The 25,331-nt window shown below is 47.7% G+C and carries 18 protein-coding genes, 1 tRNA gene and 2 rRNA genes; 12 read left to right on the forward strand and 9 right to left on the reverse strand.

Going from position 1 to position 25,331, the window contains the following annotated elements:
• Positions 1-22: 22 nt before the first annotated feature.
• Positions 23-913: a type II secretion system protein GspC gene (gspC, locus tag HCZ42_RS10435; RefSeq protein ID WP_167420645.1), complete on the reverse strand. Its 891-nt coding sequence runs from the start codon at positions 911-913 to the stop codon at positions 23-25.
• A gap of 218 nt (positions 914-1,131) precedes the next feature.
• On the opposite strand from gspC, the gene hslR reads away from it, so the two are divergent.
• The 4 genes from hslR to HCZ42_RS10455 all read left to right on the forward strand — a co-directional run bounded on the left by hslR (position 1,132) and on the right by HCZ42_RS10455 (position 6,479).
• Positions 1,132-1,518, forward strand: a complete 387-nt coding sequence (gene hslR / locus HCZ42_RS10440; RefSeq protein WP_053409952.1) for a ribosome-associated heat shock protein Hsp15 — start codon at positions 1,132-1,134, stop codon at positions 1,516-1,518.
• 27 nt (positions 1,519-1,545) lie between these two features.
• Positions 1,546-2,421 carry an Hsp33 family molecular chaperone HslO gene (hslO, locus tag HCZ42_RS10445; protein WP_167420646.1) on the forward strand — a complete coding sequence of 292 codons (876 nt, stop codon included), beginning with the start codon at positions 1,546-1,548 and terminating at the stop codon, positions 2,419-2,421.
• A gap of 340 nt (positions 2,422-2,761) precedes the next feature.
• Positions 2,762-4,390, forward strand: coding sequence for a phosphoenolpyruvate carboxykinase (ATP) (pckA, locus tag HCZ42_RS10450; protein ID WP_167420647.1), 1,629 nt, complete (start codon positions 2,762-2,764; stop codon positions 4,388-4,390).
• A 148-nt stretch (positions 4,391-4,538) separates the two neighbouring features.
• Entirely contained in the window at positions 4,539-6,479 is a 1,941-nt protein-coding gene (locus tag HCZ42_RS10455) for an AsmA family protein (protein WP_167420648.1), read from the forward strand.
• Here HCZ42_RS10455 and HCZ42_RS10460 read toward each other — a convergent pair.
• The 3 genes from HCZ42_RS10460 to HCZ42_RS10470 all read right to left on the reverse strand — a co-directional run bounded on the left by HCZ42_RS10460 (position 6,443) and on the right by HCZ42_RS10470 (position 8,837).
• Entirely contained in the window at positions 6,443-7,372 is a 930-nt protein-coding gene (locus HCZ42_RS10460) for a bifunctional GNAT family N-acetyltransferase/hotdog fold thioesterase (RefSeq protein WP_167420649.1), read from the reverse strand. The genes HCZ42_RS10455 and HCZ42_RS10460 overlap by 37 nt on opposite strands.
• Positions 7,373-7,486: 114 nt before the next feature.
• Positions 7,487-7,921: a D-aminoacyl-tRNA deacylase gene (gene dtd / locus HCZ42_RS10465; RefSeq protein WP_053409947.1), complete on the reverse strand. Its 435-nt coding sequence runs from the start codon at positions 7,919-7,921 to the stop codon at positions 7,487-7,489.
• On the reverse strand, positions 7,893-8,837 hold the full coding sequence (locus tag HCZ42_RS10470) for a virulence factor BrkB family protein (protein ID WP_175579459.1): 945 nt from the start codon (positions 8,835-8,837) through the stop codon (positions 7,893-7,895). The genes dtd and HCZ42_RS10470 overlap by 29 nt, the downstream gene beginning before the upstream one ends.
• Positions 8,838-8,872: 35 nt before the next feature.
• On the opposite strand from HCZ42_RS10470, the gene HCZ42_RS10475 reads away from it, so the two are divergent.
• The gene (locus tag HCZ42_RS10475; protein WP_167420650.1) at positions 8,873-9,514 is read left to right on the forward strand and encodes a DUF2959 domain-containing protein; all 642 of its coding nucleotides are present in this window, start codon (positions 8,873-8,875) and stop codon (positions 9,512-9,514) included.
• A 33-nt stretch (positions 9,515-9,547) separates the two neighbouring features.
• Here HCZ42_RS10475 and HCZ42_RS10480 read toward each other — a convergent pair whose 3' ends face one another.
• Together HCZ42_RS10480 and typA are read right to left on the reverse strand one after the other, a co-directional pair.
• Positions 9,548-10,090 carry an AAA family ATPase gene (locus HCZ42_RS10480; RefSeq protein WP_167420651.1) on the reverse strand — a complete coding sequence of 181 codons (543 nt, stop codon included), beginning with the start codon at positions 10,088-10,090 and terminating at the stop codon, positions 9,548-9,550.
• Between the two features lie 82 nt (positions 10,091-10,172).
• Complete coding sequence (gene typA, locus HCZ42_RS10485; protein ID WP_167420652.1) at positions 10,173-12,005, reverse strand: translational GTPase TypA; 1,833 nt, start codon at positions 12,003-12,005, stop codon at positions 10,173-10,175.
• 483 nt (positions 12,006-12,488) lie between these two features.
• Here typA and glnA point away from each other — a divergent pair, with 483 nt between their 5' ends.
• The 7 genes from glnA (at position 12,489) to HCZ42_RS10520 (ending at position 21,880) form a co-directional block, all read left to right on the forward strand.
• Positions 12,489-13,898, forward strand: a complete 1,410-nt coding sequence (gene glnA / locus HCZ42_RS10490; protein WP_167420653.1) for a glutamate--ammonia ligase — start codon at positions 12,489-12,491, stop codon at positions 13,896-13,898.
• A 132-nt stretch (positions 13,899-14,030) separates the two neighbouring features.
• Positions 14,031-14,582 (forward strand): DUF4124 domain-containing protein, encoded by a 552-nt coding sequence (locus HCZ42_RS10495; RefSeq protein ID WP_167420654.1) that lies wholly within the window; start codon positions 14,031-14,033, stop codon positions 14,580-14,582.
• 120 nt (positions 14,583-14,702) lie between these two features.
• Positions 14,703-15,752, forward strand: a complete 1,050-nt coding sequence (glnL, locus tag HCZ42_RS10500; RefSeq protein ID WP_167420655.1) for a nitrogen regulation protein NR(II) — start codon at positions 14,703-14,705, stop codon at positions 15,750-15,752.
• A 31-nt stretch (positions 15,753-15,783) separates the two neighbouring features.
• Positions 15,784-17,187 (forward strand): nitrogen regulation protein NR(I), encoded by a 1,404-nt coding sequence (glnG, locus tag HCZ42_RS10505; protein ID WP_167420656.1) that lies wholly within the window; start codon positions 15,784-15,786, stop codon positions 17,185-17,187.
• Between the two features lie 136 nt (positions 17,188-17,323).
• On the forward strand, positions 17,324-19,864 hold the full coding sequence (locus HCZ42_RS10510; protein WP_167420657.1) for a bifunctional diguanylate cyclase/phosphodiesterase: 2,541 nt from the start codon (positions 17,324-17,326) through the stop codon (positions 19,862-19,864).
• A 98-nt stretch (positions 19,865-19,962) separates the two neighbouring features.
• Complete coding sequence (gene add / locus HCZ42_RS10515; protein WP_167420658.1) at positions 19,963-20,967, forward strand: adenosine deaminase; 1,005 nt, start codon at positions 19,963-19,965, stop codon at positions 20,965-20,967.
• Between the two features lie 85 nt (positions 20,968-21,052).
• Positions 21,053-21,880: a substrate-binding periplasmic protein gene (locus tag HCZ42_RS10520; protein WP_167420659.1), complete on the forward strand. Its 828-nt coding sequence runs from the start codon at positions 21,053-21,055 to the stop codon at positions 21,878-21,880.
• A 168-nt stretch (positions 21,881-22,048) separates the two neighbouring features.
• Here HCZ42_RS10520 and HCZ42_RS10525 read toward each other — a convergent pair.
• From HCZ42_RS10525 to HCZ42_RS10535, 3 genes are all read right to left on the reverse strand, one after another.
• Positions 22,049-22,139, reverse strand: a tRNA-Ser gene (locus tag HCZ42_RS10525).
• A gap of 70 nt (positions 22,140-22,209) precedes the next feature.
• Positions 22,210-22,325 (reverse strand): 5S ribosomal RNA (rrf, locus tag HCZ42_RS10530).
• Between the two features lie 87 nt (positions 22,326-22,412).
• Positions 22,413-25,302, reverse strand: a 23S ribosomal RNA gene (locus tag HCZ42_RS10535).
• Between the last annotated feature and the right edge of the window lie 29 nt (positions 25,303-25,331).

Consider the following 25,331-nt stretch of genomic DNA (forward strand, 5'->3'; position numbering starts at 1 on the left):
AGATAGCGATTAACACGGCTATCTATAATTCAATATATATCTCGTACGGCTGACCATCACGCTCAACCGTTAGAGTTAACTCAGTCATTTCGGACAAGGATTGGAAAATAACGCCCATCGTCGCTGAGTCTTTTAAATCTAATCCATTAATCTGTGTCGCTATGTCACCTGGCTGCAAGCCAACTGACTCAAATAAGATCGGGTCTTTACCCGGAGTGAGGCGATAGCCTGCGACTTCACCGTCGTTCTTCACTTGAGACATACGCACGTACTGGAACACTTGCTTAGAGTCTTGGCGTATTTCGTCACGAATTTGATCGAGTTTGCCTGCCGGTACCTGAGTTTCACGGGCTAGGGGTTTAGACTCTGGAAGCGCTTGAGGTTGGGTGTATTTCAAACCTTCCAGCATCACGGTCTCGTTACGTCCTGCGTTATCGATAATCACGCGGTCGGTTTGCACTTGATACAGTTTCGCCCGAGTTCCTTCAATCACTTCACCGATGCCGTACGTTGCTTGCTGACCTCGATTGGCGATCACCGCTAAACTTTTGTTTGCATTGGTACTCGTCACGACCCCAACCAGGACGACATTAAGACGACTTTTTGGCGCATCTTCTACTTTTGGTTTTTCAACCACCACGCGTTGCTCTTGATACTGACCGAAAAGATGACCGTTTTGCACTTCAGCAAGGTCAAAGGATGAACTGGATTGAGAGGAACTCTTCGCCGATACCGTTGGCTGCCAAGGATGAATTGATTCGGTCACAAAAGGCTGCCAGACCAACTGGCCTAAAATCCAAGCACTTAACACCAGCAACAGCACAGCCACAACAGAACTGATTCGCTGCTGAACTCGAATTTCCTTTACCGACTCGCCCAATTTATACAGTGCGCTTACGCTTTGCTGCTTCACTGAGTTTCCTTCTCGTTTGCGCCCAACTAATATGGTAAATATTAATAAAAAGTGTAGCTGAGCATTGTAGCAAAATATCAATCAAGCTAAACACTTAACAGTGTCAGAACCACTATGCAAATGATAAATTTGATAATCTCGCTTGAAAAATGGACATCCTGTCACCATTTTTACAACAGCATTAATCTAGCTAGATTCATTAGAGGTCATTTTCCACAATGAGTTCCCAAACAGAAGCGGTCAGACTCGATAAGTGGTTATGGGCTGCACGTTTCTATAAAACACGCTCAATTGCGCGAAATATGGTCGATGGTGGCAAAGTCCACTATAATGGCCAGCGTAGTAAGCCGAGTAAGGCAGTCGAGCTCGGTGCAGTTATCACTCTTCGCCAAGGCAATGAAGAGAAAACCATTGTTATCGAAAAGATTTCTGATCAACGTCGTGGTGCACCAGAAGCTCAGACGCTCTATAAAGAGACGACTGAAAGCATTGCTAAGCGCGAGGAAAACGCCACACGACGTAAACTCCACGCTCACAACCCTAGCCCTGATCGTCGTCCAGATAAAAAACAGCGTCGCGACATCATCAAATTTAAACATCAATAAGTACCAGACGTACTAGGAATAAACTCCATGGCAAACAATGTATTAAACCGCTACCTTTTTGAAGACCTATCAGTACGTGGCGAGTTGGTGCAATTGGATGAAGCATACCAACGTATTATCACTAGCAAGGAATACCCAGCAGCACTAAAGAACCTGCTAGGTGAGCTACTTGTCTCGACGACACTGCTAACCGCAACGCTGAAGTTTGAAGGCTCTATCACCCTGCAGCTGCAAGGCGACGGTCCGGTATCACTGGTCGTAATCAACGGTGACAACAATCAGCAAGTACGTGGTGTGGCGCGTTGGGACGGCGATATCGCTGACGACGCAAACATCCATGACATGATGGGTAAAGGTTACCTAGTGATCACTATCGAGCCAAAACAGGGCGAGCGTTACCAAGGTATCGTCGGTCTTGAAGGTAGTAGCCTAGTTGAGATTCTGGAAGGTTACTTCGAAAAATCTGAGCAGTTAAAAACTCGCCTTTGGATTCGCACTGGCGAACACGAAGGTAAAGCGCACGCAGCGGGTATGCTTATTCAAGTTATGCCAGATGGCACCGGCACAGTGGAAGATTTCGAGCACCTTGAACAGCTAACCAGCACAGTGAAAGATGAAGAGCTGTTCACTTTGGAAGCAAATGAGCTGTTGTACCGTCTGTACAACCAAGACAAGGTACGCTTGTTCGAACCTCAACAAGTTGCGTTCCATTGTGGTTGTTCTCGTGAGCGCAGCGGCGCAGCGATCGTGACCCTTGATCGCGCGGAAGTCAATGACATGTTGAGCGAGTCTGGCTCAATTTCTTTACATTGTGATTACTGCGGCACGAATTATTCGTTCGACGAATCTGACGTAGCTGAGCTGTTTGAACAGGCGACTTCAAGCAATAAAACGCTGCATTAATTCACATAGTTTATCAAGCACGTAATTTACCCATCAAAAAGCCAGCGCAATGCTGGCTTTTTTGTGATCCAGCCCTTGCTATGTCTAGCCTTTCCTGTAATAAAACAACTGGTTAATTTTAATCAATTAATAACCGTTTTGCTCTAGCGCAAAGCTTTGCGTGCACGATACACTAATCAGGCCAATATGTGATGCGTCGCTGAAAGCCCCATAATAAGCAAGGGTATTTTTTGAGCTATATCCCTGTTTTAACTTAGGCCCATTGCTAGCATGGTGAGCAGACAAAAATAAAAAGATACTTACAAAATCCCTACAAAATATTTCCGATAAGGAGCACCCAATGACCGTTATGGAACATACAAAAGCGGCAACAATTGACCTTACTAAACACGGGCTACACAACGTAAAAGAGGTTATTCGTAACCCAAGTTACGAAGTGTTGTTTGAGGAAGAAACTCGCCCTGAGCTAGAAGGTTACGAAAAAGGCGTAGTCACAAACCTTGGCGCAGTCGCTGTGGATACCGGTATTTTTACTGGCCGCTCACCAAAAGATAAGTACATCGTGAAAGATGCCACCACTGAAGAACACATGTGGTGGACATCAGACGCGGTGAAAAACGACAACAAACCGATCTCGCAAGAGATTTGGAACGACCTTAAAGAGCAGGTAACAGACCAGCTTTCGGGTAAACGTGTGTTTGTTATCGATGGTTACTGTGGTGCTAACCCTGATACTCGCCTAAGCATCCGTGTGATTACTGAGGTTGCCTGGCAAGCGCACTTCGTGAAGAACATGTTCATCCGCCCAACAGAAGCGGAGCTTGAAACATTCGAACCAGACTTCGTCGTCATGAATGGCGCGAAATGCACGAACAAGAAGTGGAAAGAGCACGGTCTTAACTCTGAAAACTTCACGGTGTTTAACCTGACTGAACGTACTCAGCTTATTGGCGGTACTTGGTACGGCGGTGAAATGAAGAAAGGTATGTTCGCGATGATGAACTACTTCTTACCGCTGAAAGGTATTGCATCAATGCACTGTAGTGCCAACATGGGCAAAGACGGCGACGTCGCGATCTTCTTCGGCCTATCTGGTACAGGTAAAACCACACTATCTACCGATCCAAAACGTGCACTTATCGGTGATGACGAGCACGGCTGGGACGACGACGGCGTATTCAACTTCGAAGGTGGTTGTTACGCGAAAACCATCAAGCTATCGAAAGAAGCAGAACCAGACATCTACAACGCAATCCGTCGTGATGCACTGCTAGAAAACGTCACGGTACTTTCAGACGGTACGATCGATTTTGACGATGGTTCAAAAACGGAAAACACTCGCGTGTCTTACCCAATTGAGCACATCGAAAACATCGTTAAGCCAGTATCGAAAGGCGGTCACGCGAATAAAGTGATCTTCTTGTCAGCGGACGCATTTGGTGTTCTACCGCCAGTATCTAAGCTAACTCCAGAGCAAACTAAGTACCACTTCCTATCTGGTTTTACTGCGAAGCTAGCGGGTACTGAGCGTGGCATCACCGAGCCAACGCCAACCTTCTCTGCATGTTTTGGCGCAGCGTTCCTAACGCTACACCCAACCAAGTACGCTGAAGTCTTAGTTAAACGTATGGAAGCAGCAGGCGCGCAAGCTTACCTAGTCAACACAGGCTGGAACGGCAGCGGCAAACGTATCTCTATCCAAGATACGCGCGGCATCATCGACGCAATCCTAGACGGTTCAATTGAAGACGCGGAAACCAAGCACATCCCTATCTTCAACCTAGAAGTACCGACGGCACTGCACGATGTAGACCCAACAATCCTTGACCCACGTGATACTTACGTTGACCCACTACAATGGGAAAGCAAAGCAAAAGACCTTGCGACACGCTTCATCAACAACTTTGATAAGTACACAGACAACGAAGAAGGTAAATCACTCGTTGCGGCTGGCCCTCAGCTTGATTAGTGACATCGGCTTCAAATAGCTGTCTAAGCCCCTCTTTTGAGGGGCTTTTTGTTGCCTCTGTGTGCAAAATGTTTCAAGCTAAGCACACTGACTCTGTATCTGGTAGTTAGAACATCGTAAGCGAACAGGAATTCGGGAAGGTCTTAGTTTGAAGAGAATATTACTGCTGAGTACGATCATGGTTGTTGCCTTGCTTAGCTTAAGTGCGCTCTCTTTGTTTGCCCTGCTCCAAACCCGCTACGCGACAGACACGGTCAACTTGCTTTTTAAACACCTAACGCCTTACCACCTCGTCACCCAGAACGTTAACTATACGCCTCCGCTTCAATTAGAGCTCAACGATGTTGAAATCAAATCCGAGCGCAGTAGTGTGCAAATCCCTAAGCTGACGTTGTGGCTGAATCCGTATCTGTTGAATAACGGCAAAGTCGCGTTTGACTCCATGCTGATCGAAGGGGCCAATATCGACCTGCAGCACTTTGACTTAACGCTACTCAAGCCTTTTTACTTGAACCATCTAGCGCTCAATTACGTCGACATCTCAAGCCACCACTGGTCTGCACGCGGAGTCAGCCTTCAAGTCAAACAGCCTGTTTGGCAAGATAATACTCAAACTCTCCCGTATGGTGACATTCAACTTTCGGCAAAGCAGCTCTACACCCGTGGCGAGGCACTCGACGACTTGTTGGTTGACGCTAAGTATCAAGCTTCTGACAGCACCCTCTACGGCATGTCTTTCAATTGGCGCGGGGCGAACGTTTCCGGTCAGGCAGAGCAATATCAGAGTGGCTGGTCGTTGGTCAATGTCACCGTCAACCAACTGCAACTGACCAGCGCAACACCCGCAGAGCAATTGCTAACTACCTTAGACTCGCTCAGCTTACCGATCTCTCACATCAACAGCTTAGACATTCTCAGCAGCAGTTTTGACTATGCTGGCTGGCGCTTCGAACAGCTCGATGCCTCACTGGAAAACCTGTCTCTTGAACGCTCACTCTGGCAACAGCAGCAAGGCTATCTATCGTTTAACGCCGATAGTGTGACCTATCAGGATTTACAGTTAATTACTCCAACGGCCAAATTGGCGGTTAGCGACAAGGGAATCACGTTTGACGAGTTCGATGCAGACTTCAAACAAGGTCGTGTTCAACTGGAAGGGCTGATCTCACCGTCTCATGTTCAGCTCAAACAACTACGTATGTCTGGGATTAAATGGCTAGAGAACACCTCTGAATTGGTAAGTTCGCTGCAGCGGGCAGCGCGGTCGTTGAAAACGTTGTCGATTGACGAGCTGGATGTCAACAACGGCCAAATCATCCAAATTGAGCGTAAACCCTATTGGCAGTTGTCCGGTGTGAATATCGAAGGTGAGCAGCTTTCACTGATTAAAGACGGAAAAGCGGGTTTCTTTAACGGCCAATTAGAGGTGACCGCCAACAACGCCAGCTTGGAGCAGCTACTGACTACTCAGGCGGTGATTCGCGCCTCGTCCCAGCAAGGCGATGTCCGTTTAGAGCGCGCGTTTCTCCCCCTTCCCTCAGGCTATATCGAAGCCAATGGAAAATGGGATCAAACCACACTCAGCGCACCATGGGCGTTTTCCCTACATGGTGACGGCATTCCACTTGAGCAAGCATGGATTCAATCGCGTTTACCATTCTCATTAAGCGGGTTAGCGGAAATAGAGCTCGACCTTTCGGGACTGTCTGGCGATTACTCTATGCTGGCGCACAGCGCATCAGGCAAGGTTAAAGCACAAATCCGTCAAGGCATAATAGATGCTAAAAGTTCCGATGGTGAGGTGACTTTTACGCAGCCATGGCCTCTGGAAGTGATTGACGTCACCGCCGACCGAGGCCGGATCCGTATCCAATCTCAGGCAGAGAAAGGCGCGCTGGTTGGCCAGCTTGATTTAACCAAACCGCAATTTGGCACCTTGATTCTGAATATCAACCAAGAGTGCCAACAATTGTGGTCAGAGATTTTCGACTTAACCAATGTCATTAGCCAGGTTTGCCCCGAGCCAAATGTTGACCAAGCTGAAAGCAACGATCACACGGTCAACTCACCGTCTAACTTAGATTTGTAATCAGGGATCAACATATAGGTGCCAACGAACTCCACCGCGGCGGCATCACCACTGTAGATAGTGACATGAATAACAATCCGAGCTTTACGCCCCGATGCTAATCGGTCTAAGTCACCACTGATACCATCTAAAGAGGTCGCCGCGACCGGATTTTGCATCACGGGATGGCGGTAGCGAATCTGACTATCAGCCAAAACAATATCGCCTTGCAAATTGCGCTCTTTAAGCAGCAACCAAGTCATGCCCCAGCCGGTTAACGTTGCCAGCGTAAACGCCGAGCCTGCAAATAGCGTATTGTGAGGGTTGAGGTTAGGGTTCAGCTGCGCGCAACACTCAAACTGGTAGCCAGTATATTGGTTGATTTTGATGCCCATCTTATCGCTGATTGGGATTTGGCTTTCCCAGCGCTCTTGGAGCTCGGCGCACCATTCTGGTTTACGTAAGACATTAGCCATCGGGTCGAGCGGCTTGACCATCTGTTGGTGGCGTACCGGGCCACGTTCGTCAGTCAGCTCACCACGGCGCTCAAAGCCATTCTTTTCATAGAACGAGATTGCGTCTTCGCGCGCGTTACATACTAATCGCTTAACGCCTTCCTGACGCGCTAGCGACTCGAGCGCCACCAGCACCAAAGAACCCATGCCTTTATTGCGACGAGAGCCTTTTACCGCCATGTAGCGAATTTGGCCTTCGTTGTCCGGCGTAATGTACAAGCGCCCGATCGCCATTGGACGTCCGCGCCCGTCGACAATCATGCGGTGAAAGCTCATCGGGTCATATTCGTCGCGTTCAGAGCCGAGCGGCATGCGCCAAGGCTCACGCAGCATCTGCCAGCGAAAGTGATAATACTTGTTAAGTTGGTTATCCGTTTTTGGAGTGATCAGCTTAAACATAAAATTCCTTTTTATCACTGCCACCAAATATCCATTTAGCCGCAGTATTTCATCTCAGAGCTTACTGTCGCTCGTTGATACTAATATGTCCAAATTATTACTGTGATAACGGTGCTAAACCTGCAACCAAAATGTCACTGGTCCATCATTAACCAAAGAGACTTTCATGTCGGCAGCAAAACGGCCGCGCTCGGTTGGTAACACAGTCTGGCACAAGTCCGCAAAGTGCTCGTAGAGGCGCTCGGCTTCACTTGGGTGTGCGCCGCGAGAAAAACCCGCGCGAGTCCCTTTTTTAGTATCGGCAGGCAATGTGAACTGCGACACCACCAAGACTTTACCACCGACTTGTTGCACGTTGAGGTTCATCTTACCTTCGTCATCTTCAAAAACACGGTAAGTCGTAACACGTTCCACCAAACGTTTTGATTTGGCTTCATCATCGTCCTTTTCCACCCCCAGTAGAACAAGTAGACCTTTGTCGATCTCTCCTACCACTTCACCATCTACGCGTACTGCTGCCTCACTTACTCTCTGGATCAGGGCTATCACTTTGACTTCCTTTCTCTATTTGGGATGTTTGTGGTGAGCATTTTACCACTTCTTCTTCGGTTACGCGCCAGTGCTCTTTTTCGCCCAACGCGGCGGTGACTTCTGCACCGATCAACACTATCAACCAACACAAGTAGACCCAAACAAACAGAATTGGAATCGCCGCCAGAGCCCCGTAAATTAGCTGGTAAGACGGAAACTGGGTAATGTATAGGGCAAAGCCTTTTTTACTCGCTTCAAACAACAACGCAGCGATAATTGCACCAATCACCGCGTGGGAGAAATAGACTTTCTTGTTTGGCACCAACAAGTACAAACCGACAAACGCCGAAAACGAGAGTAAGAATGGCAGCCAGCGTAGGAAAAACTCAAACGCGCTCGAAATGGTATTACTTTCAAGGATTTTTAACGACGTGATATAAGAGGTCGCGACGATACTTGCTCCGACCAATATCGGGCCGAGCGTCAGCACCATCCAGTACATCGAAAACGAAAACACCGCGCGACGCTTTTTCTTTACTCGCCAGATATAGTTCAGGTTTTTGTCGATGTTAGAAATCAGCATCAGTGCAGCAACAAACAAAAATGCACCGCCCACCGCAGTCATCTTGCCTGTATTGGCGATAAAATCGAATAAGGCACTCTTCACCGCATCACCTGCAGCGGGGACAAAATGGGTGATCAGGAAGTCCTGAATAACATCACCAACGTTACTAAACACTGGGAACGAAGATAACACCGACAGCAACACCGTCATCATAGGTACGAGTGAGAGCAAACTGATGTAGGCCAAGTAGCCGGCGTTTACGTTCACACGGTCATGCGCCATCCTAGTCAAAAGATATTGTCCAAAGGCAAGCCCTTCCTTACCCATTTGCTCGAATTTCAACTTGTAACTCCCAAACGACTCGGTCATCCTAGCACCATAATTCTAAAGAAAAGGACACATTCATGCCGTACTTACTGGCTTTGGTATTATCCATTTTTACCCTAACAGGTTGTCAATCCGCCTATTATTCAGCAATGGAACAAGTAGGCTACCACAAACGAGACATCATGGTAGATCGCGTTGAAGAAGCCAAAGAGTCACAACAAGAGGCTCAACAAGAGTTTAGCAGCGCGCTCGAAGCCCTTTCAGCCCTGACTCAGTTCGACGGCGGAGAGCTGGAAAGCGTCTACAACAAGATCAACGACAAGTACCAAGACAGTGAAAGTGCTGCAGAAGAAGTGCGTGAGCGTATCGCCGCCATTGAGGATGTGTCTGAAGCTCTGTTCGACGAATGGCAAGACGAGCTCGAACTCTACACCAACCGCTCATTACGCCGTGCGAGCGAACAGAAATTGCGTGAAACCCGCACTTCATACAACACCATGCTCAAAGCTATGAAACGCGCCGAACAGAAAATGACGCCGGTACTCAACACACTCCGTGACAACACTTTGTATTTAAAGCATAACCTAAACGCGAGTGCGGTTGGTGCACTCCAAGGCGAATTTTCAAACTTAGAACAAGATATTCAGTACGCAATTAAGCAAATGAACGCGGCAATCGCCGAATCAGACAAGTTCCTACAAAAACTGAATCAAAAATAATCAGATTTGGCTGACCTCCTCATTCGAGGAGGTTTAGCCACTCATCATTGCTTCGCTAGCCAGTGCTCGGCGGATAAATGCCACCCGCTCAGTAACACTTCCCCACGGCACTTCTACCACTTGATAACCTAGCTCAGAGTAGCTTTCCACCAGTCGTTGATGAATGTGCAGCGCTTCCTCAAAGCTATGTGGGCGCACAGCGTCTTGAACATAAATCGACGCTTCAGGCGCACAGGCAAACACTTGTCGATGGTAACCCGCACTACCAGAAATAAACGCTTGTGGAACTTCGCAGCCACCCACTCGCAGGTAGGCGACGATGTCAGGGATCGCTCGGTCCATAAACGCGACCTTATGTTCGAGCGCACAACGTTTTTGTTCCATCATTAGTTCAAGACACAAGTTGGCGAACTCAGGGAGATTGGTCCACGGTAGTATACCGTTATCCCGACGGCTTTGTTGCTCAATCAAAGTACGCGAACTCTCCGCATAGGTCGTATAGCCTTCCTCAGCCAACGCATTTAATAGCGTTGTTTTTCCAGCTCCGGGGCCACCAGTAATGATGATTGGTAACATCACCTTTCTCCTCTCTAGAGATTAAAAAGGGCGAGAAGTTTCCTTCTCGCCCTTTTCTATTTTGCTTACTTACCGTGGCTAATTAAGCTTTAGCTGGACGGCTCGCACGTTTACGCTCGTTCTCAGTAAGGAACTTCTTACGGATACGGATGCTTTCTGGCGTTACTTCTACTAGTTCATCGTCATCGATAAACTCTAGTGCTTGTTCAAGCGTGTATTTGATCGCTGGCGTTAGCACCTGTGCTTCATCTGTACCAGAAGCACGAACGTTAGTTAACTGTTTACCTTTCAAACAGTTAACTGTCAGGTCATTTGAACGGTTGTGAATACCGATAACCTGACCTTCGTATACTTCATCTGCGTGCTCTGCGAACAGACGGCCACGTTCTTGAAGGTTAAACAGTGCGTAAGTCAGTGCTTTACCTGTCGCGTTCGAAATCAATACACCATTGTTACGCTGACCGATTGTACCGCCTTTATGTGGGCCGTAGTGATCAAACGTGTGGTACAGAAGACCAGAACCTGACGTTAGCGTCATAAATTCCGTTTGGAAACCGATCAAACCACGTGAAGGCATCATGAAGTCCATGCGCACACGGCCTTTACCGTCTGGAGCCATGTCAGTCAGTTCACCTTTACGTAGACCGATATTCTCCATGATACCGCCTTGGTGCTCTTCAAGAACATCAATCGTAACGGTTTCAAACGGTTCCATTAGCTGACCATTTTCTTCTTTGATGATTACCTCTGGACGAGATACTGCTAGCTCAAAGCCTTCACGACGCATATTTTCGATCAGGATAGAAAGGTGAAGTTCACCACGGCCTGATACGCGGAATTTGTCCGGATCGTCTGTTTGTTCAACGCGTAGTGCTACGTTGTGCACCAGTTCTTTCTCTAGACGCTCAAGGATGTTACGTGACGTCACGAACTTACCTTCTTTGCCCGCGAATGGAGACGTGTTTACTTGGAACGTCATGGTTACTGTTGGTTCATCAACAGAAAGCGGAGTCATCGCTTCAACGTTGTTTTGGTCACAGATAGTGTCTGAAATTTTCAGCTCACCCAAACCTGTGATTGCAATAATGTCACCCGCATTTGCTTGTTCAACTTCGTGACGGTCAAGACCTAGATAGCCAAGCACTGTGCCTACTTTACCGTTACGTTTTTTACCATCAGCACCAATAATTGTTACTTGTTGGTTAGGCTTAACAGAGCCGCGAGTAACACGAGCGACACCAATAACACCTACATATGAGCTGTAATCAAGCTGAGAGATTTGCATCTGTAGTGGACCTTCAAGGTCAACGTTTGGCGCTTCAACAGTGTCTACTACTGCTTGGAACAATGGTTCCATATCTTCGCCAGTCTCGCCTTCTTCTAGAGTCGCCCAGCCATTTAGTGCTGATGCGTAAACCACTTTAAAGTCTAGCTGTTCGTCGGTTGCACCTAGGTTGTCGAATAGGTCAAAAACTTGATCCATTACCCAATCAGGACGAGCGCCAGGTCGGTCAATCTTGTTGATTACAACGATTGGCTTAAGACCGTGTGCAAACGCTTTTTGCGTAACAAAACGCGTTTGTGGCATTGGACCATCAACTGCGTCAACGATAAGTAGAACAGAGTCTACCATCGACATAATACGTTCTACTTCACCACCGAAGTCCGCGTGTCCCGGAGTATCTACGATGTTGATGCGGTAATCGTTCCAGTTGATTGCTGTGTTCTTAGCAAGAATGGTAATACCACGTTCTTTTTCGATGTCATTTGAGTCCATGACTCGCTCTTCAGCTTCGCCGCGAGACTCTAGAGTACCTGATTGTTGTAGCAGTTTATCAACCAGTGTAGTTTTACCGTGGTCAACGTGCGCGATGATCGCGATATTTCTTAATTTATCAATCTGTGGAGTAGCCATGGATTTGATTCACTCGATATAAGAAGCGCCTTCTATATGAAGGGACTTTTTTGATTAAAAAAACGGCCATAATGTACCAGATTTTGGCGAAAAACCTAGAAATATGTGATCTGTTCCGTTGATTTTACACTCAGGACAACTTGATACAGCGCAATAAGCCATTTCATCTGTTTAAAACGCAATTGACAATCTTACGAAAACTAGGCTGAATGATGTTCGATCTTGTCTTAATTTGGTGCGCCCACTCAATAATGCACCAAATAAGTGCAAACACAGATCATTTTGGTGCAAATGTTTGCACCAGATTAACGCCCAAGCCACTAATTCTTTGAAATTAATGGATTAATTTTTTTGGCACGGTTTTGGCTTTAGTATTTTCAGCATCGATTAACACGATTGAAAAGAAATTAATCAATGCTGTTACTTAAGATTAGATTAAGAATCACGCCATCACCGCTTTAATAACACTGGAGGTTATCCAACATGTCAGTAGAAAACGTTCTATCGCTGATCCAAGAAAACGAAGTTAAGTTTGTTGACCTACGCTTTACTGATACCAAAGGTAAAGAGCAACACATCTCTATCCCTGCTCACCAAGTCGACGCAGACTTCTTCGAAGAAGGTAAGATGTTCGATGGTTCTTCAGTTGCTGGCTGGAAAGGTATCAACGAGTCAGACATGGTAATGATGCCAGACGCTGCCTCTGCAGTTCTTGACCCATTCACTGAAGATGCAACGCTAAACGTGCGTTGTGACATCCTAGAGCCTGCAACAATGCAAGGTTACGACCGTGACCCACGTTCTATCGCTAAACGTGCTGAAGACTACATGCGTGCTACTGGTATCGCAGATACGGTGCTTGTTGGTCCAGAACCAGAATTCTTCCTATTTGATGACGTTAAGTACTCAAACGACATGTCGGGTTCTTTCTTCAAGATCGACGACGTAGAAGCTGCATGGAACACGGGCAGCGAAATGGAAGGTGGTAACAAAGGTCACCGTCCAGGCGTTAAAGGTGGTTACTTCCCAGTGGCACCTGTCGATTCTTCTCAAGATATCCGCTCTGCAATGTGTCTTATCCTAGAAGAGATGGGCCAAGTGGTAGAAGCACACCACCACGAAGTAGCGACTGCTGGTCAAAACGAGATCGCAACTCGATTCAACACGCTGACAGCGAAAGCGGACGAAATCCAAGTGTACAAGTACGTCGTTCATAACGTTGCTCACGCATTTGGTAAGACAGCGACATTCATGCCTAAGCCACTTGTTGGTGACAACGGCAGCGGTATGCACGTTCACCAATCTCTAGCGAAAGACGGCGTAAACCTATTCGCAGGTGACAAGTACGGCGGCCTATCTGAAATGGCGCTTTACTACATCGGCGGTATCATCAAACACGCTCGTGCAATCAACGCGTTTGCTAACCCATCAACAAACTCGTACAAGCGTCTTGTACCAGGCTTCGAAGCACCAGTTATGCTAGCTTACTCTGCACGTAACCGTTCTGCTTCAATCCGTATCCCTGTGGTACCAAGCCCGAAAGCACGTCGTATCGAAGCTCGCTTCCCAGATCCAGCAGCGAACCCATACCTAGCGTTTGCTTCTCTACTAATGGCTGGTCTTGACGGTATCAAGAACAAGATCCACCCAGGCGAAGCGATGGATAAAGACCTTTACGACCTTCCTGCAGAAGAAGCGGCTGAGATTCCAAAAGTGGCTGAATCTTTAGAAGTGGCTCTGAATGCACTAAACGAAGATCGTGAGTTCCTAACCGCGGGTGGCGTATTCTCTGATGACTTTATCGATTCTTACATCGCACTTAAGTCAAAAGACGTTGAGCGCATCAACATGGCGACTCACCCACTTGAGTTTGAACTTTACTACTCTGTATAACCATACCGAGTGTACAAAGTTTAACCACGTTACATAATAATAAGGCTCGCCTCGCAGGCGGGCCTTTTTCGTGTTTCTCGTTGCATTTCATAGAGCTAGTATTGTTCAATTCTCTAATACTAGGAGATTCTCATGAAATGGCATCAACAACTTGTTTTTCTATTCGTGCTCCAAGCGCCTGTCGCTATCGCTCAAACGGTTTATTCGTGGGTGGATGATAACGGTGTGGTGCACTTTAGTGACAACCCTACCAACGGTAAAGTAAAAGCAATTCAATTGCCGGATCACGAGCAGCCAGCCCCCCCTCCTAAATTTGACGCGCCACAAGCGGTTGAAGCTGATGAGAATAAAAACAATGACGCCAAAGCTGAATCGGTCGGGCCACTGGTGGTCGATATTATTTCCCCGCAACATGACCAAGCCTTACGTAGCAACGCTGGCATGATTACCATCCAAGCCGAAGTTAACCGAAAACTCGCTATCGGAGAAACACTGCAACTGGTGATGGACAACAAACGCTACGGCGCACCGACAAATCAGCCACTTTGGGAGCTAAAGAACATCGACCGAGGAAGCCATTCCTTTGTAGTTCAAGCAATTAAAGACGGCAAGCTTATTGCATCATCAAACCCTATAACGGTGCATCTTCAGCGAGCAATTCAGAAAAAAGCCATATCTCAGTAAAAAGCCGAGATTTAAAGGAGTTTTTTCTTCTGCTACCCGCGAGATTGCGCCATACTTAAAATTGCCACCGCACCAAAATGGTGCATTGCACATTTTAAGGTCAAGGACGAGGGGTAACTTGTGAGTAGCGAGCTCAATAACATTATTTTAAACCATCAGGTCACAGCGATTCTTATCATGAACGAATCGCTGCAGGTCCGCTATGCCAATCCCGCTGCAGAACAAGTGTTCTCGCAAAGTTCAAAACGCATCGTCAATCAACCACTGTCAAACCTGATTCAGCACGCGTCATTGGATCTCGCCTTGCTCTCTCAGCCGCTGCAAAGTGGTCAAAGTATTACCGACAGCGATGTCACCTTTGTCGTCGATGGTAAACCGTTGATGCTGGAAGTGACAGTCAGCCCTATCTCATGGAACAAAGAGCTGATGCTGTTGGTCGAGATGCGAAAAATTGGTCAACAACGCCGCTTATCTCAAGAACTCAATCAACATGCCCAGCAGCAAGCAGCCAAACTGTTGGTTCGCGGGCTAGCCCACGAAATCAAAAACCCACTTGGTGGCTTACGTGGTGCGGCGCAACTGTTAGAGCGCATGCTGCCAGACCAATCCTTAACTGAGTACACGCAAATCATCATCGAGCAAGCCGACAGACTACGCTCGTTGGTCGACCGCCTGCTCGGGCCACAAAAACCGGGCAAGAAAAAATACGAAAACCTGCATCTGATTTTGGAAAAAGTGCGTCAATTAGTTGAGTTAGAGATGAGCCAATCGGTGATCATCGAACGCGACTACGACCCAAGCTTGCCAGACTTTCTGATGGATGCAGACCAAATCGAACAAGCGCTGCTGAATATCGTCAGCAACGCTGGGCAGATATTACAAGCACAAGAAAATGGCAAAATAATCATACGCACCAGAACGGTGCATCAAGCCAATATCCATGGTCAACGCTGCAAACTAGCGGCGAGAGTCGAGATCATTGATAACGGCCCAGGCATTCCAGCCGATCTACAAGATACCTTGTTTTACCCTATGGTCAGTGGTCGCGAAGGCGGAACAGGGCTTGGGCTATCTATCGCCCAAAACCTTATCGACCAACATCAAGGCAAAATCGACGTTGAAAGTTGGTCTGGCCGCACCATTTTCACTATTTACCTGCCAATTCAATAATAATTAAACGCATTGCTGTGAGGACAACGTTATGAGCAAAGGATACGTATGGGTGGTAGACGACGACAGCTCCATTCGCTGGGTGATCGAGAAAACCCTCTCTTCGGCAAACATAAAATGTGAAACGTTCGCCGATGCCGAAAGCGTCCTGCTGGCTCTGGAACGGGAGAGTCCCGATGTGTTGGTGTCCGATATTCGTATGCCGGGTATCGATGGCATTGAACTGCTGAAACAAGTACATGAGCGATCTCCTGAGCTCCCAGTCATCATTATGACCGCTCACTCAGATCTCGATGCGGCGGTTAACGCCTATCAGAAAGGTGCGTTTGAATATCTTCCTAAGCCATTTGACGTTGACGAGACCTTAACGCTGGTTGAACGTGCCATCACCCACAGCCACGAACAAAAGCGCGAACAGTCGATTTCTGGGCCGGGTGAGTACAATGCACCTGAAATCATCGGTGAAGCGCCAGCCATGCAAGAAGTGTTTCGCGCCATCGGTCGGTTGTCCCGTTCGTCTATTTCGGTGCTGATTAACGGTGAATCCGGTACAGGTAAAGAGTTGGTTGCCCACGCATTACACCGCCATAGTCCAAGAGCCAGTAAACCGTTCATTGCCCTCAACATGGCGGCAATTCCCAAAGACTTGATTGAATCAGAGCTGTTTGGCCACGAAAAAGGCGCGTTCACCGGCGCTAATAGTGTCAGACAAGGGCGTTTTGAGCAGGCCAACGGCGGCACACTGTTTTTGGATGAGATCGGTGATATGCCACTCGACATCCAAACTCGTCTCTTAAGGGTGTTGGCTGACGGTCAATTTTATCGTGTCGGTGGTCACTCGCCGATCAAAGTTGACGTGCGTATTGTGGCAGCAACGCACCAAAACTTAGAGAAGCTAGTTCATAAAGGCGACTTTCGTGAAGACTTATTCCACCGCCTAAATGTCATCCGTATCCACATCCCTGCACTGCGTGAGCGCAAACAAGATATTGAGAAACTAACGCTGCATTTTCTTGCGTTGGCGTCAGAAGAGTTGGGCGTCGATGTGAAAACCCTCCATTCATCGACAGTGGAAATTCTCAATCGGTTAGATTGGCCAGGGAACGTACGTCAATTGGAAAACATCTGTCGTTGGCTCACAGTCATGGCCAGCGGTAGCGAAATACTGCCGAGCGACCTGCCACCAGAGTTGTTAGAAGAGAAAGCGAAGCACGGATTTTCAGAAGGGAGCACTTGGCAACAACAGCTGGCAAGCTGGGCGAAAAGCTCGTTGTCTCAAGGAGATACCGAGTTGCTTTCTTACGCACTTCCTGAATTTGAACGTATACTTTTAGAAGCCGCTCTGGAACACACCAATGGCCATAAACAAGATGCCGCGAAAGTCTTAGGCTGGGGACGAAATACGCTAACGCGTAAATTGAAAGAACTCTATTAGCCGACTTAGTTCCGTTAGATTGGGGATATGATCTCAACTATGCCGTTCGCGGATTGACTCGGGAAAAGAATGCGAGTGATAGTGGTGTCAATAAAGGAAGCACTACTGACAACAATCGACGAGTAGAAGCGAATGTATGTTATCGACTAAACAGATCACGCTCAGAACCGCAGTCATAATCCCCTTCGTGATGATTTTTATCATTACGATGGGGGTCATTATCGCGTTTCAAAAGCAGAACTATGAAGCGATGGTCGTCGATATCAGCAACAAGCAACTCGGCTCAATCACGGAAAATGTCACTCTAGAGCTAAACCAATACCTACAAAAGCCTTTTCACGCTAGCTTGTCACTCAGCCACAATGTCGGGTTTAACCACTTTTATACAACCGGCGACACCCAACCGATAGAGCAATATCTGCTTGCCAGTTTTCGCGACTTATATAACACCATTCCGCAACTTGACGTGATCGGCTTTGGTGGTATTAATGGCGAATACATCGGTTTGCGAAAGGAAGCCAACAAAGAACTGACTTTGATGGTCAAAGATAACCGAACCAAAGGTGAACTGATCATCTTCCGCGGCGCTCAAATCAGCAAAGACGTACGCTCTATTATCAGTAACTACGATCCACGTAAGCGACCATGGTACATGCCAGTGGAACAATCGCGAACACCAATGTGGTCTTCGATTTATGCCAACGCTGACGAACGACAAGAGATCACCCTTTCCGCGTTGACGCCGGTGTTTCAGCAACAAGAGTTTCAGGGGGTGATGGTCACTGATGTGAAAATCGATACTTTCAACGCTTTCCTCAAAGAGATCCAATCCCAATCCAATGCGATGATTTACCTGATCGACGACCAAGAGCGTTTGGTCGCGCACTCTACGGGTGGCAGTGTTGTCTCTTGGGGAACCCCTCAGAGCCCTAAAGGAGAGCGCTTACTGGCGAGTGAAAGCGCCAACCCGGTGGTTCAAACCAGCGCGATGCATGCAAGCCAACAGCGTATTTTCAATCAGCAAGACACTCAACGCTTCTCTATCGACTTGGACGGCGAACGTTACTTCAACCACTTGACTCCGTACACCGACCAATATGGGCTTAACTGGCGGATCGGTGTCGCGATATCCGAGGCCGATTTGCTCGGCGAACTGCCACAAAATCAAAGAAATAGCTGGTTGATCGGTATCATAATTAGTGCGATCGGCATTATTCTCGGCTTCTTTGCTCTGAATCGAATCGTTAAACCCATTACTTCAACCGTGGAAGCCTCTAAGCACTTGGCAAAAGGGGATTGGGATAGCGCAATGCCTAAACCCGGGCATATTTACGAGACTACGATGCTAGTGTCTGCGTTTAATGAAATGGCCAACAACCTCAAAGCCTCTTTCCGAGCGCTGCGTAACCAACTGCTGCATGATTCACTGACCAAACTCTATAGCCGAGAAGGGTTGATCGAGACCTGTGATAACCTGACTAAACTGAATGGCAGCATGCTGCTTATCGGGATCAACAAATTTAGGTATATCAACGATAGCCTCGGTCATCACAAGGGGGATCAACTGCTCATTATCATCGCCCAGCGACTACGTTCGTTATTTCCTGACGATGCTTATTTGGCTCGTATTGGCGGTGATGAGTTCGCGGTTTATCTCCCTAATCCACAAACGGTTGAACAAAATACCGCAACGGCCAACTGCATCCTGCAGGTATTTGCGTCCCCATTTGTGATGGAAAAAGATAATGTCGTCGTCAATATCTCTGTCGGTATTGTCGACCACTGCCCTGAGCACAACATGACGTTGTGGTTACGCAACGGCAGCATTGCGCTGAGTAATGCCAAACAAGATTCGACACAAATTAGCCGTTATAGCCCTGAAATGGCGGACATTTCTCGCAATCGTACTTTGATGGTAGCCAAAATTAAAGATGCCATCGAACACAACGAGTTTGTGCCTTTCTATCAACCAATCGTTGACCTCAACAGCGGTAGAGTCGTCGGTGCAGAAGCCTTAGCCCGCTGGTTATCGCCGGTATCGGGAATGATACCTCCACTAGAGTTCATCTCGATTGCCGAAGAAAGCGGCCTCATTGGGCAAATTGGTGAGCAGATACTCAACCAAGCGTGCAATGACACAATCAAAGGGATGCGTGAGGGTAAGTGGGATGAAAACTTCCACATGCACGTCAACCTGTCAGTAAAACAGCTCTCACAACCGAGTTTTATTGTGACTTTACAAGACATCATGCAACAGTCAGGACTGCCAGCTCGCAACCTAACCTTGGAGATCACAGAGTCGCGTATTGTCGATAACGATCCGATCACCCTGCAAAATATGCAGGCCATTCGCCAGCTCGGAGTAAAAATCGCTATCGATGACTTTGGTACAGGTTATAGCTCACTCGCCTATCTACACAAACTGCCATTTGATTGCCTCAAGATTGACCGTACATTCGTCAACAACCTCAATAAAGGCAACTTGGACACTTCCATCGTGGCTGCAGTGATCAACATGACCAAAAGTATGCGAGTCGAAATTGTTGCTGAAGGAATCGAAACCGAAGAGCAAGCCCAATTGCTTTCTCAGCTCGTTTGTCCCCTCGGGCAAGGTTTCCTCTATAGCCGTCCGGTTCCATACCACGACTGGCCAACAGATTTAGTTAACATGAAATAAAAACCAACGTTAATCGTTGATTTTCTATCCTTTACGTACTGACAGTCCTGTTATTGATTCTTATACTTAGCTCAATTCATCTGATCGGAATACCCATAATGATAACTAAGAACCTACCTCTTACTGATTTGCACCGTCATCTTGACGGCAACATCCGTACGCAAACCATCTTAGATCTTGGCCAGAAGTTTGGCGTAGCGCTGCCTGCTTATGATGTTGAGTCTCTTACTCCACATGTTCAGATTGTCGAAGCCGAACCTTCTCTTGTAGCCTTCCTCTCTAAACTAGATTGGGGCGTAGCCGTTCTTGGTGATTTAGATGCTTGCCGCCGCGTCGCGTATGAAAACGTTGAAGATGCACTTAACGCTCAAATTGACTATGCAGAACTGCGTTTTTCTCCATACTACATGGCGATGAAGCACAAACTACCTGTAGAAGGTGTTGTAGAAGCGGTTGTTGATGGCGTGCAGGCGGGTGTACGTGATTTTGGTATCAAGGCTAACCTGATTGGTATTATGAGTCGTACGTTCGGTACAGACGCTTGTCAACAAGAACTAGATGCCATCCTTACGCAAAAAGACCACATCGTGGCTGTTGACCTTGCAGGTGACGAATTGGGCCAACCTGGCGATCGCTTTGTAAAACACTTCGCACAAGTAAAAGATGCAGGCTTAAACGTGACTGTACACGCAGGAGAAGCCGCTGGTGCAGAAAGCATGTGGCAAGCAATCCAACAACTTGGTGCAACCCGTATTGGTCACGGCGTAAAAGCGATTCACGATCCGAAACTGATGGATTACTTAGCACAAAACCGTATTGGTATTGAATCGTGTCTAACCTCGAACTTCCAAACCAGTACAGTGGAGTCTCTGACAAACCACCCACTTAAACAGTTCTTGGAACACGGCGTATTAGCGTGTCTAAATACAGACGACCCGGCTGTAGAAGGTATTGAACTGCCTTACGAGTACGAAGTTGCAGCGCCTCAAGCAGGCTTATCTCAAGAGCAAATTCGTCAAGCGCAAATCAATGGCCTAGAGCTCGCATTTATCTCTGAGCAAGAGAAGCAAGATCTAAAAGAACTTGCAGCGAAACGCGCTTAATCACTAGTATGAATGAGCTGAGCCGACCTAAATGGTCGGCTTTTTTATACCCACTCGACTAAGATTTAAAGAATGGGAGGCGTGCATGCATGATAAGATCATCATTTATTCATCATCATTAGTGGCGGTTCTCAGCTCATTTGCGAGCTTTTCCTGCACACTGACCATGGGCTATAGAACCAATGAAAGACCGCCTCTTATAGCCGCCGCGCCCAATAATTCCGGCTTGTATCAACAGCTCTATACAACGGCTGCACGCAAGATTGGCTGCGAGTTAAATATCGTTAGAGGTCCGAAAAAACGCATTCTTAAACAGCTAGAGAAAGGACAAATCGATTTTTATCCAGGCTTTAGCTTCAATCCAACCCGAGCAAAATACACCTACTTTATTGATAACGGCCTACCAGGTGGTGAAATAGGCATTTCACTAGCAAGCTACCCAGAGATAGAAAAACTAGCACAGCTATCCGGAGTCACCGTCTTACAATCTTTGGGTTCACCTGACTTTGTTCGCAATGTGGAGAATGTTCATCGGTATACTGAAGCCGATATGACTATAGATAGAGCAGTGAAGCTGCTGATGAAAAAACGTGGCGACTTTTATATATATAGCCGAACCTCGATTGACTACTACCTTAAGCAAAATAAACCTAAGGGGATTAAAACCCACCCCAATTGCTGTGGAGGCGTAAAACCGACCTATTTGGGCTTCTCTAGAAACTCTATATATATTACTGAACAAGCAAATGACGGCTTTGACTCATCAAAGCCGCTGAGCCCAACAAATTTTCCGACAACTATCCGTTTGGGTGAATCAATAGCTCAGCAACTTGAGAAAACTCTGCATGAAATGCAAGACAATGGTGAAACCGACGCTATTTACCAACAATATTACGGGTTGACCAATTACTAGTAGAGTTACGTATCTATGGCGGCGCCATAGGTAAAAAGCCCGCTGATCATTCAGCGGGCTTTTTGAGTCCAAGTGTCTAGCAAATAAACACACTTAAGTTTGTTGAGACGTGATTAAACGGAAGCTAAAACGAGAAAACCCCAGTCTTTCGACTGGGGTTTTAAATAGTGGCGGAGAGATAGGGATTTGAACCCTAGATACGCTATTAACGTATGCCGGTTTTCAAGACCGGTGCTTTCAACCACTCAGCCATCTCTCCACAAATTGTCATCGTCAGATTAGTACACTGATGATGTTGTTACACGTATCTACGGGTAACGATATTTAAAGCCTGGCGATGTCCTACTCTCACATGGGGAAGCCCCACACTACCATCGGCGCTAATTCGTTTCACTTCTGAGTTCGGCATGGAATCAGGTGGGTCCAAATCGCTATGGTCGCCAAGCAAATTCTTTAATTCGGAAAGCTGTTTGCGTTCTCACACATTCAATTCGTTCTTGTATCGAGTCCATCAAAACCCTTTGGGTGTTGTATGGTTAAGCCTCACGGGCAATTAGTACAGGTTAGCTCAACGCCTCACAACGCTTACACACCCTGCCTATCAACGTTCTAGTCTCGAACAACCCTTTAGGACCCTCAAGGGGTCAGGGAAGACTCATCTCAGGGCTCGCTTCCCGCTTAGATGCTTTCAGCGGTTATCGATTCCGAACTTAGCTACCGGGCAATGCGTCTGGCGACACAACCCGAACACCAGAGGTTCGTCCACTCCGGTCCTCTCGTACTAGGAGCAGCCCCCTTCAATCTTCCAACGCCCACGGCAGATAGGGACCGAACTGTCTCACGACGTTCTAAACCCAGCTCGCGTACCACTTTAAATGGCGAACAGCCATACCCTTGGGACCGACTTCAGCCCCAGGATGTGATGAGCCGACATCGAGGTGCCAAACACCGCCGTCGATATGAACTCTTGGGCGGTATCAGCCTGTTATCCCCGGAGTACCTTTTATCCGTTGAGCGATGGCCCTTCCATTCAGAACCACCGGATCACTATGACCTGCTTTCGCACCTGCTCGAATTGTCATTCTCGCAGTCAAGCGGGCTTATGCCATTGCACTAACCTCACGATGTCCAACCGTGATTAGCCCACCTTCGTGCTCCTCCGTTACTCTTTGGGAGGAGACCGCCCCAGTCAAACTACCCACCAGGCACTGTCCTCACCCCGGATAACGGGGCTAAGTTAGAACATCAAACATACAAGGGTGGTATTTCAAGGTCGGCTCCACAGATACTGGCGTACCTGCTTCAAAGCCTCCCACCTATCCTACACATGTAGGCTCAATGTTCAGTGCCAAGCTGTAGTAAAGGTTCACGGGGTCTTTCCGTCTAGCCGCGGGTACACTGCATCTTCACAGCGATTTCAATTTCACTGAGTCTCGGGTGGAGACAGCGTGGCCATCATTACGCCATTCGTGCAGGTCGGAACTTACCCGACAAGGAATTTCGCTACCTTAGGACCGTTATAGTTACGGCCGCCGTTTACCGGGGCTTCGATCAAGAGCTTCGACCGAAGTCTAACCCCATCAATTAACCTTCCGGCACCGGGCAGGCGTCACACCGTATACGTCATCTTACGATTTTGCACAGTGCTGTGTTTTTAATAAACAGTTGCAGCCACCTGGTATCTGCGACTCTCAATAGCTCCATCCGCAAGGGACTTCACCGTCAAGAGCGTACCTTCTCCCGAAGTTACGGTACCATTTTGCCTAGTTCCTTCACCCGAGTTCTCTCAAGCGCCTTGGTATTCTCTACCCGACCACCTGTGTCGGTTTGGGGTACGATTCCTTACAATCTGAAGCTTAGAGGCTTTTCCTGGAAGCATGGCATCAATGACTTCACTACCGTAGTAGCTCGACATCGTGTCTCAGCCTTAGAGAGAGCCGGATTTACCTAACTCTCAAGCCTACGCACTTGAACCTGGACAACCGTCGCCAGGCCCACCTAGCCTTCTCCGTCCCCCCATCGCAATTGTAAGAAGTACGGGAATATTAACCCGTTTCCCATCGACTACGCTTTTCAGCCTCGCCTTAGGGGTCGACTTACCCTGCCCCGATTAACGTTGGACAGGAACCCTTGGTCTTCCGGCGAGGGGGTTTTTCACCCCCTTTATCGTTACTCATGTCAGCATTCGCACTTCTGATACCTCCAGCATGCTTTACAACACACCTTCAACGGCTTACAGAACGCTCCCCTACCCAATGAAGTAAACTTCATTGCCGCAGCTTCGGTTTATTACTTAGCCCCGTTACATCTTCCGCGCAGGCCGACTCGACTAGTGAGCTATTACGCTTTCTTTAAATGATGGCTGCTTCTAAGCCAACATCCTAGCTGTCTAAGCCTTCCCACATCGTTTCCCACTTAGTAATAATTTGGGACCTTAGCTGGCGGTCTGGGTTGTTTCCCTCTCCACGACGGACGTTAGCACCCGCCGTGTGTCTCCCGGATAGTACTTACTGGTATTCGGAGTTTGCAAAGGGTTGGTAAGTCGGGATGACCCCCTAGCCTTAACAGTGCTCTACCCCCAGTAGTATTCGTCCGAGGCGCTACCTAAATAGCTTTCGGGGAGAACCAGCTATCTCCAGGTTTGATTGGCCTTTCACCCCTAGCCACAAGTCATCCGCTAATTTTTCAACATTAGTCGGTTCGGTCCTCCAGTTGATGTTACTCAACCTTCAACCTGCCCATGGCTAGATCACCTGGTTTCGGGTCTATATCCAGAGACTGAGCGCCCAGTTAAGACTCGGTTTCCCTACGGCTCCCCTAGATGGTTAACCTTGCCACTGAATATAAGTCGCTGACCCATTATACAAAAGGTACGCAGTCACACCACGAAGGTGCTCCTACTGCTTGTACGTACACGGTTTCAGGTTCTATTTCACTCCCCTCACAGGGGTTCTTTTCGCCTTTCCCTCACGGTACTGGTTCACTATCGGTCAGTCAGTAGTATTTAGCCTTGGAGGATGGTCCCCCCATATTCAGACAGGATATCACGTGTCCCGCCCTACTCGATTTCACTGAATGTGCGTTGTCAACTACGGGGCTATCACCCTGTATCGCCGGACTTTCCAGACCGTTCGTCTAACGCATATAAAGCTTAAGGGCTAGTCCAATTTCGCTCGCCGCTACTTTCGGAATCTCGGTTGATTTCTTTTCCTCGGGGTACTTAGATGTTTCAGTTCCCCCGGTTCGCCTCATTAACCTATGTATTCAGTTAATGATACTTGCTTATGCAAGTGGGTTTCCCCATTCGGAAATCCCAGACTCAAGTGGCTTTTACTGCCTAATCTGGGCTTATCGCAAGTTAATACGTCCTTCATCGCCTCTGACTGCCAAGGCATCCACCGTGTACGCTTAGTCACTTAACCATACAACCCCAAAGAGTTTCGCGAAGCGA

Origin of the sequence: Vibrio hepatarius (assembly GCF_011806575.1) — a bacterium.
In the GTDB taxonomy this organism is placed as follows: domain Bacteria; phylum Pseudomonadota; class Gammaproteobacteria; order Enterobacterales; family Vibrionaceae; genus Vibrio; species Vibrio hepatarius_A.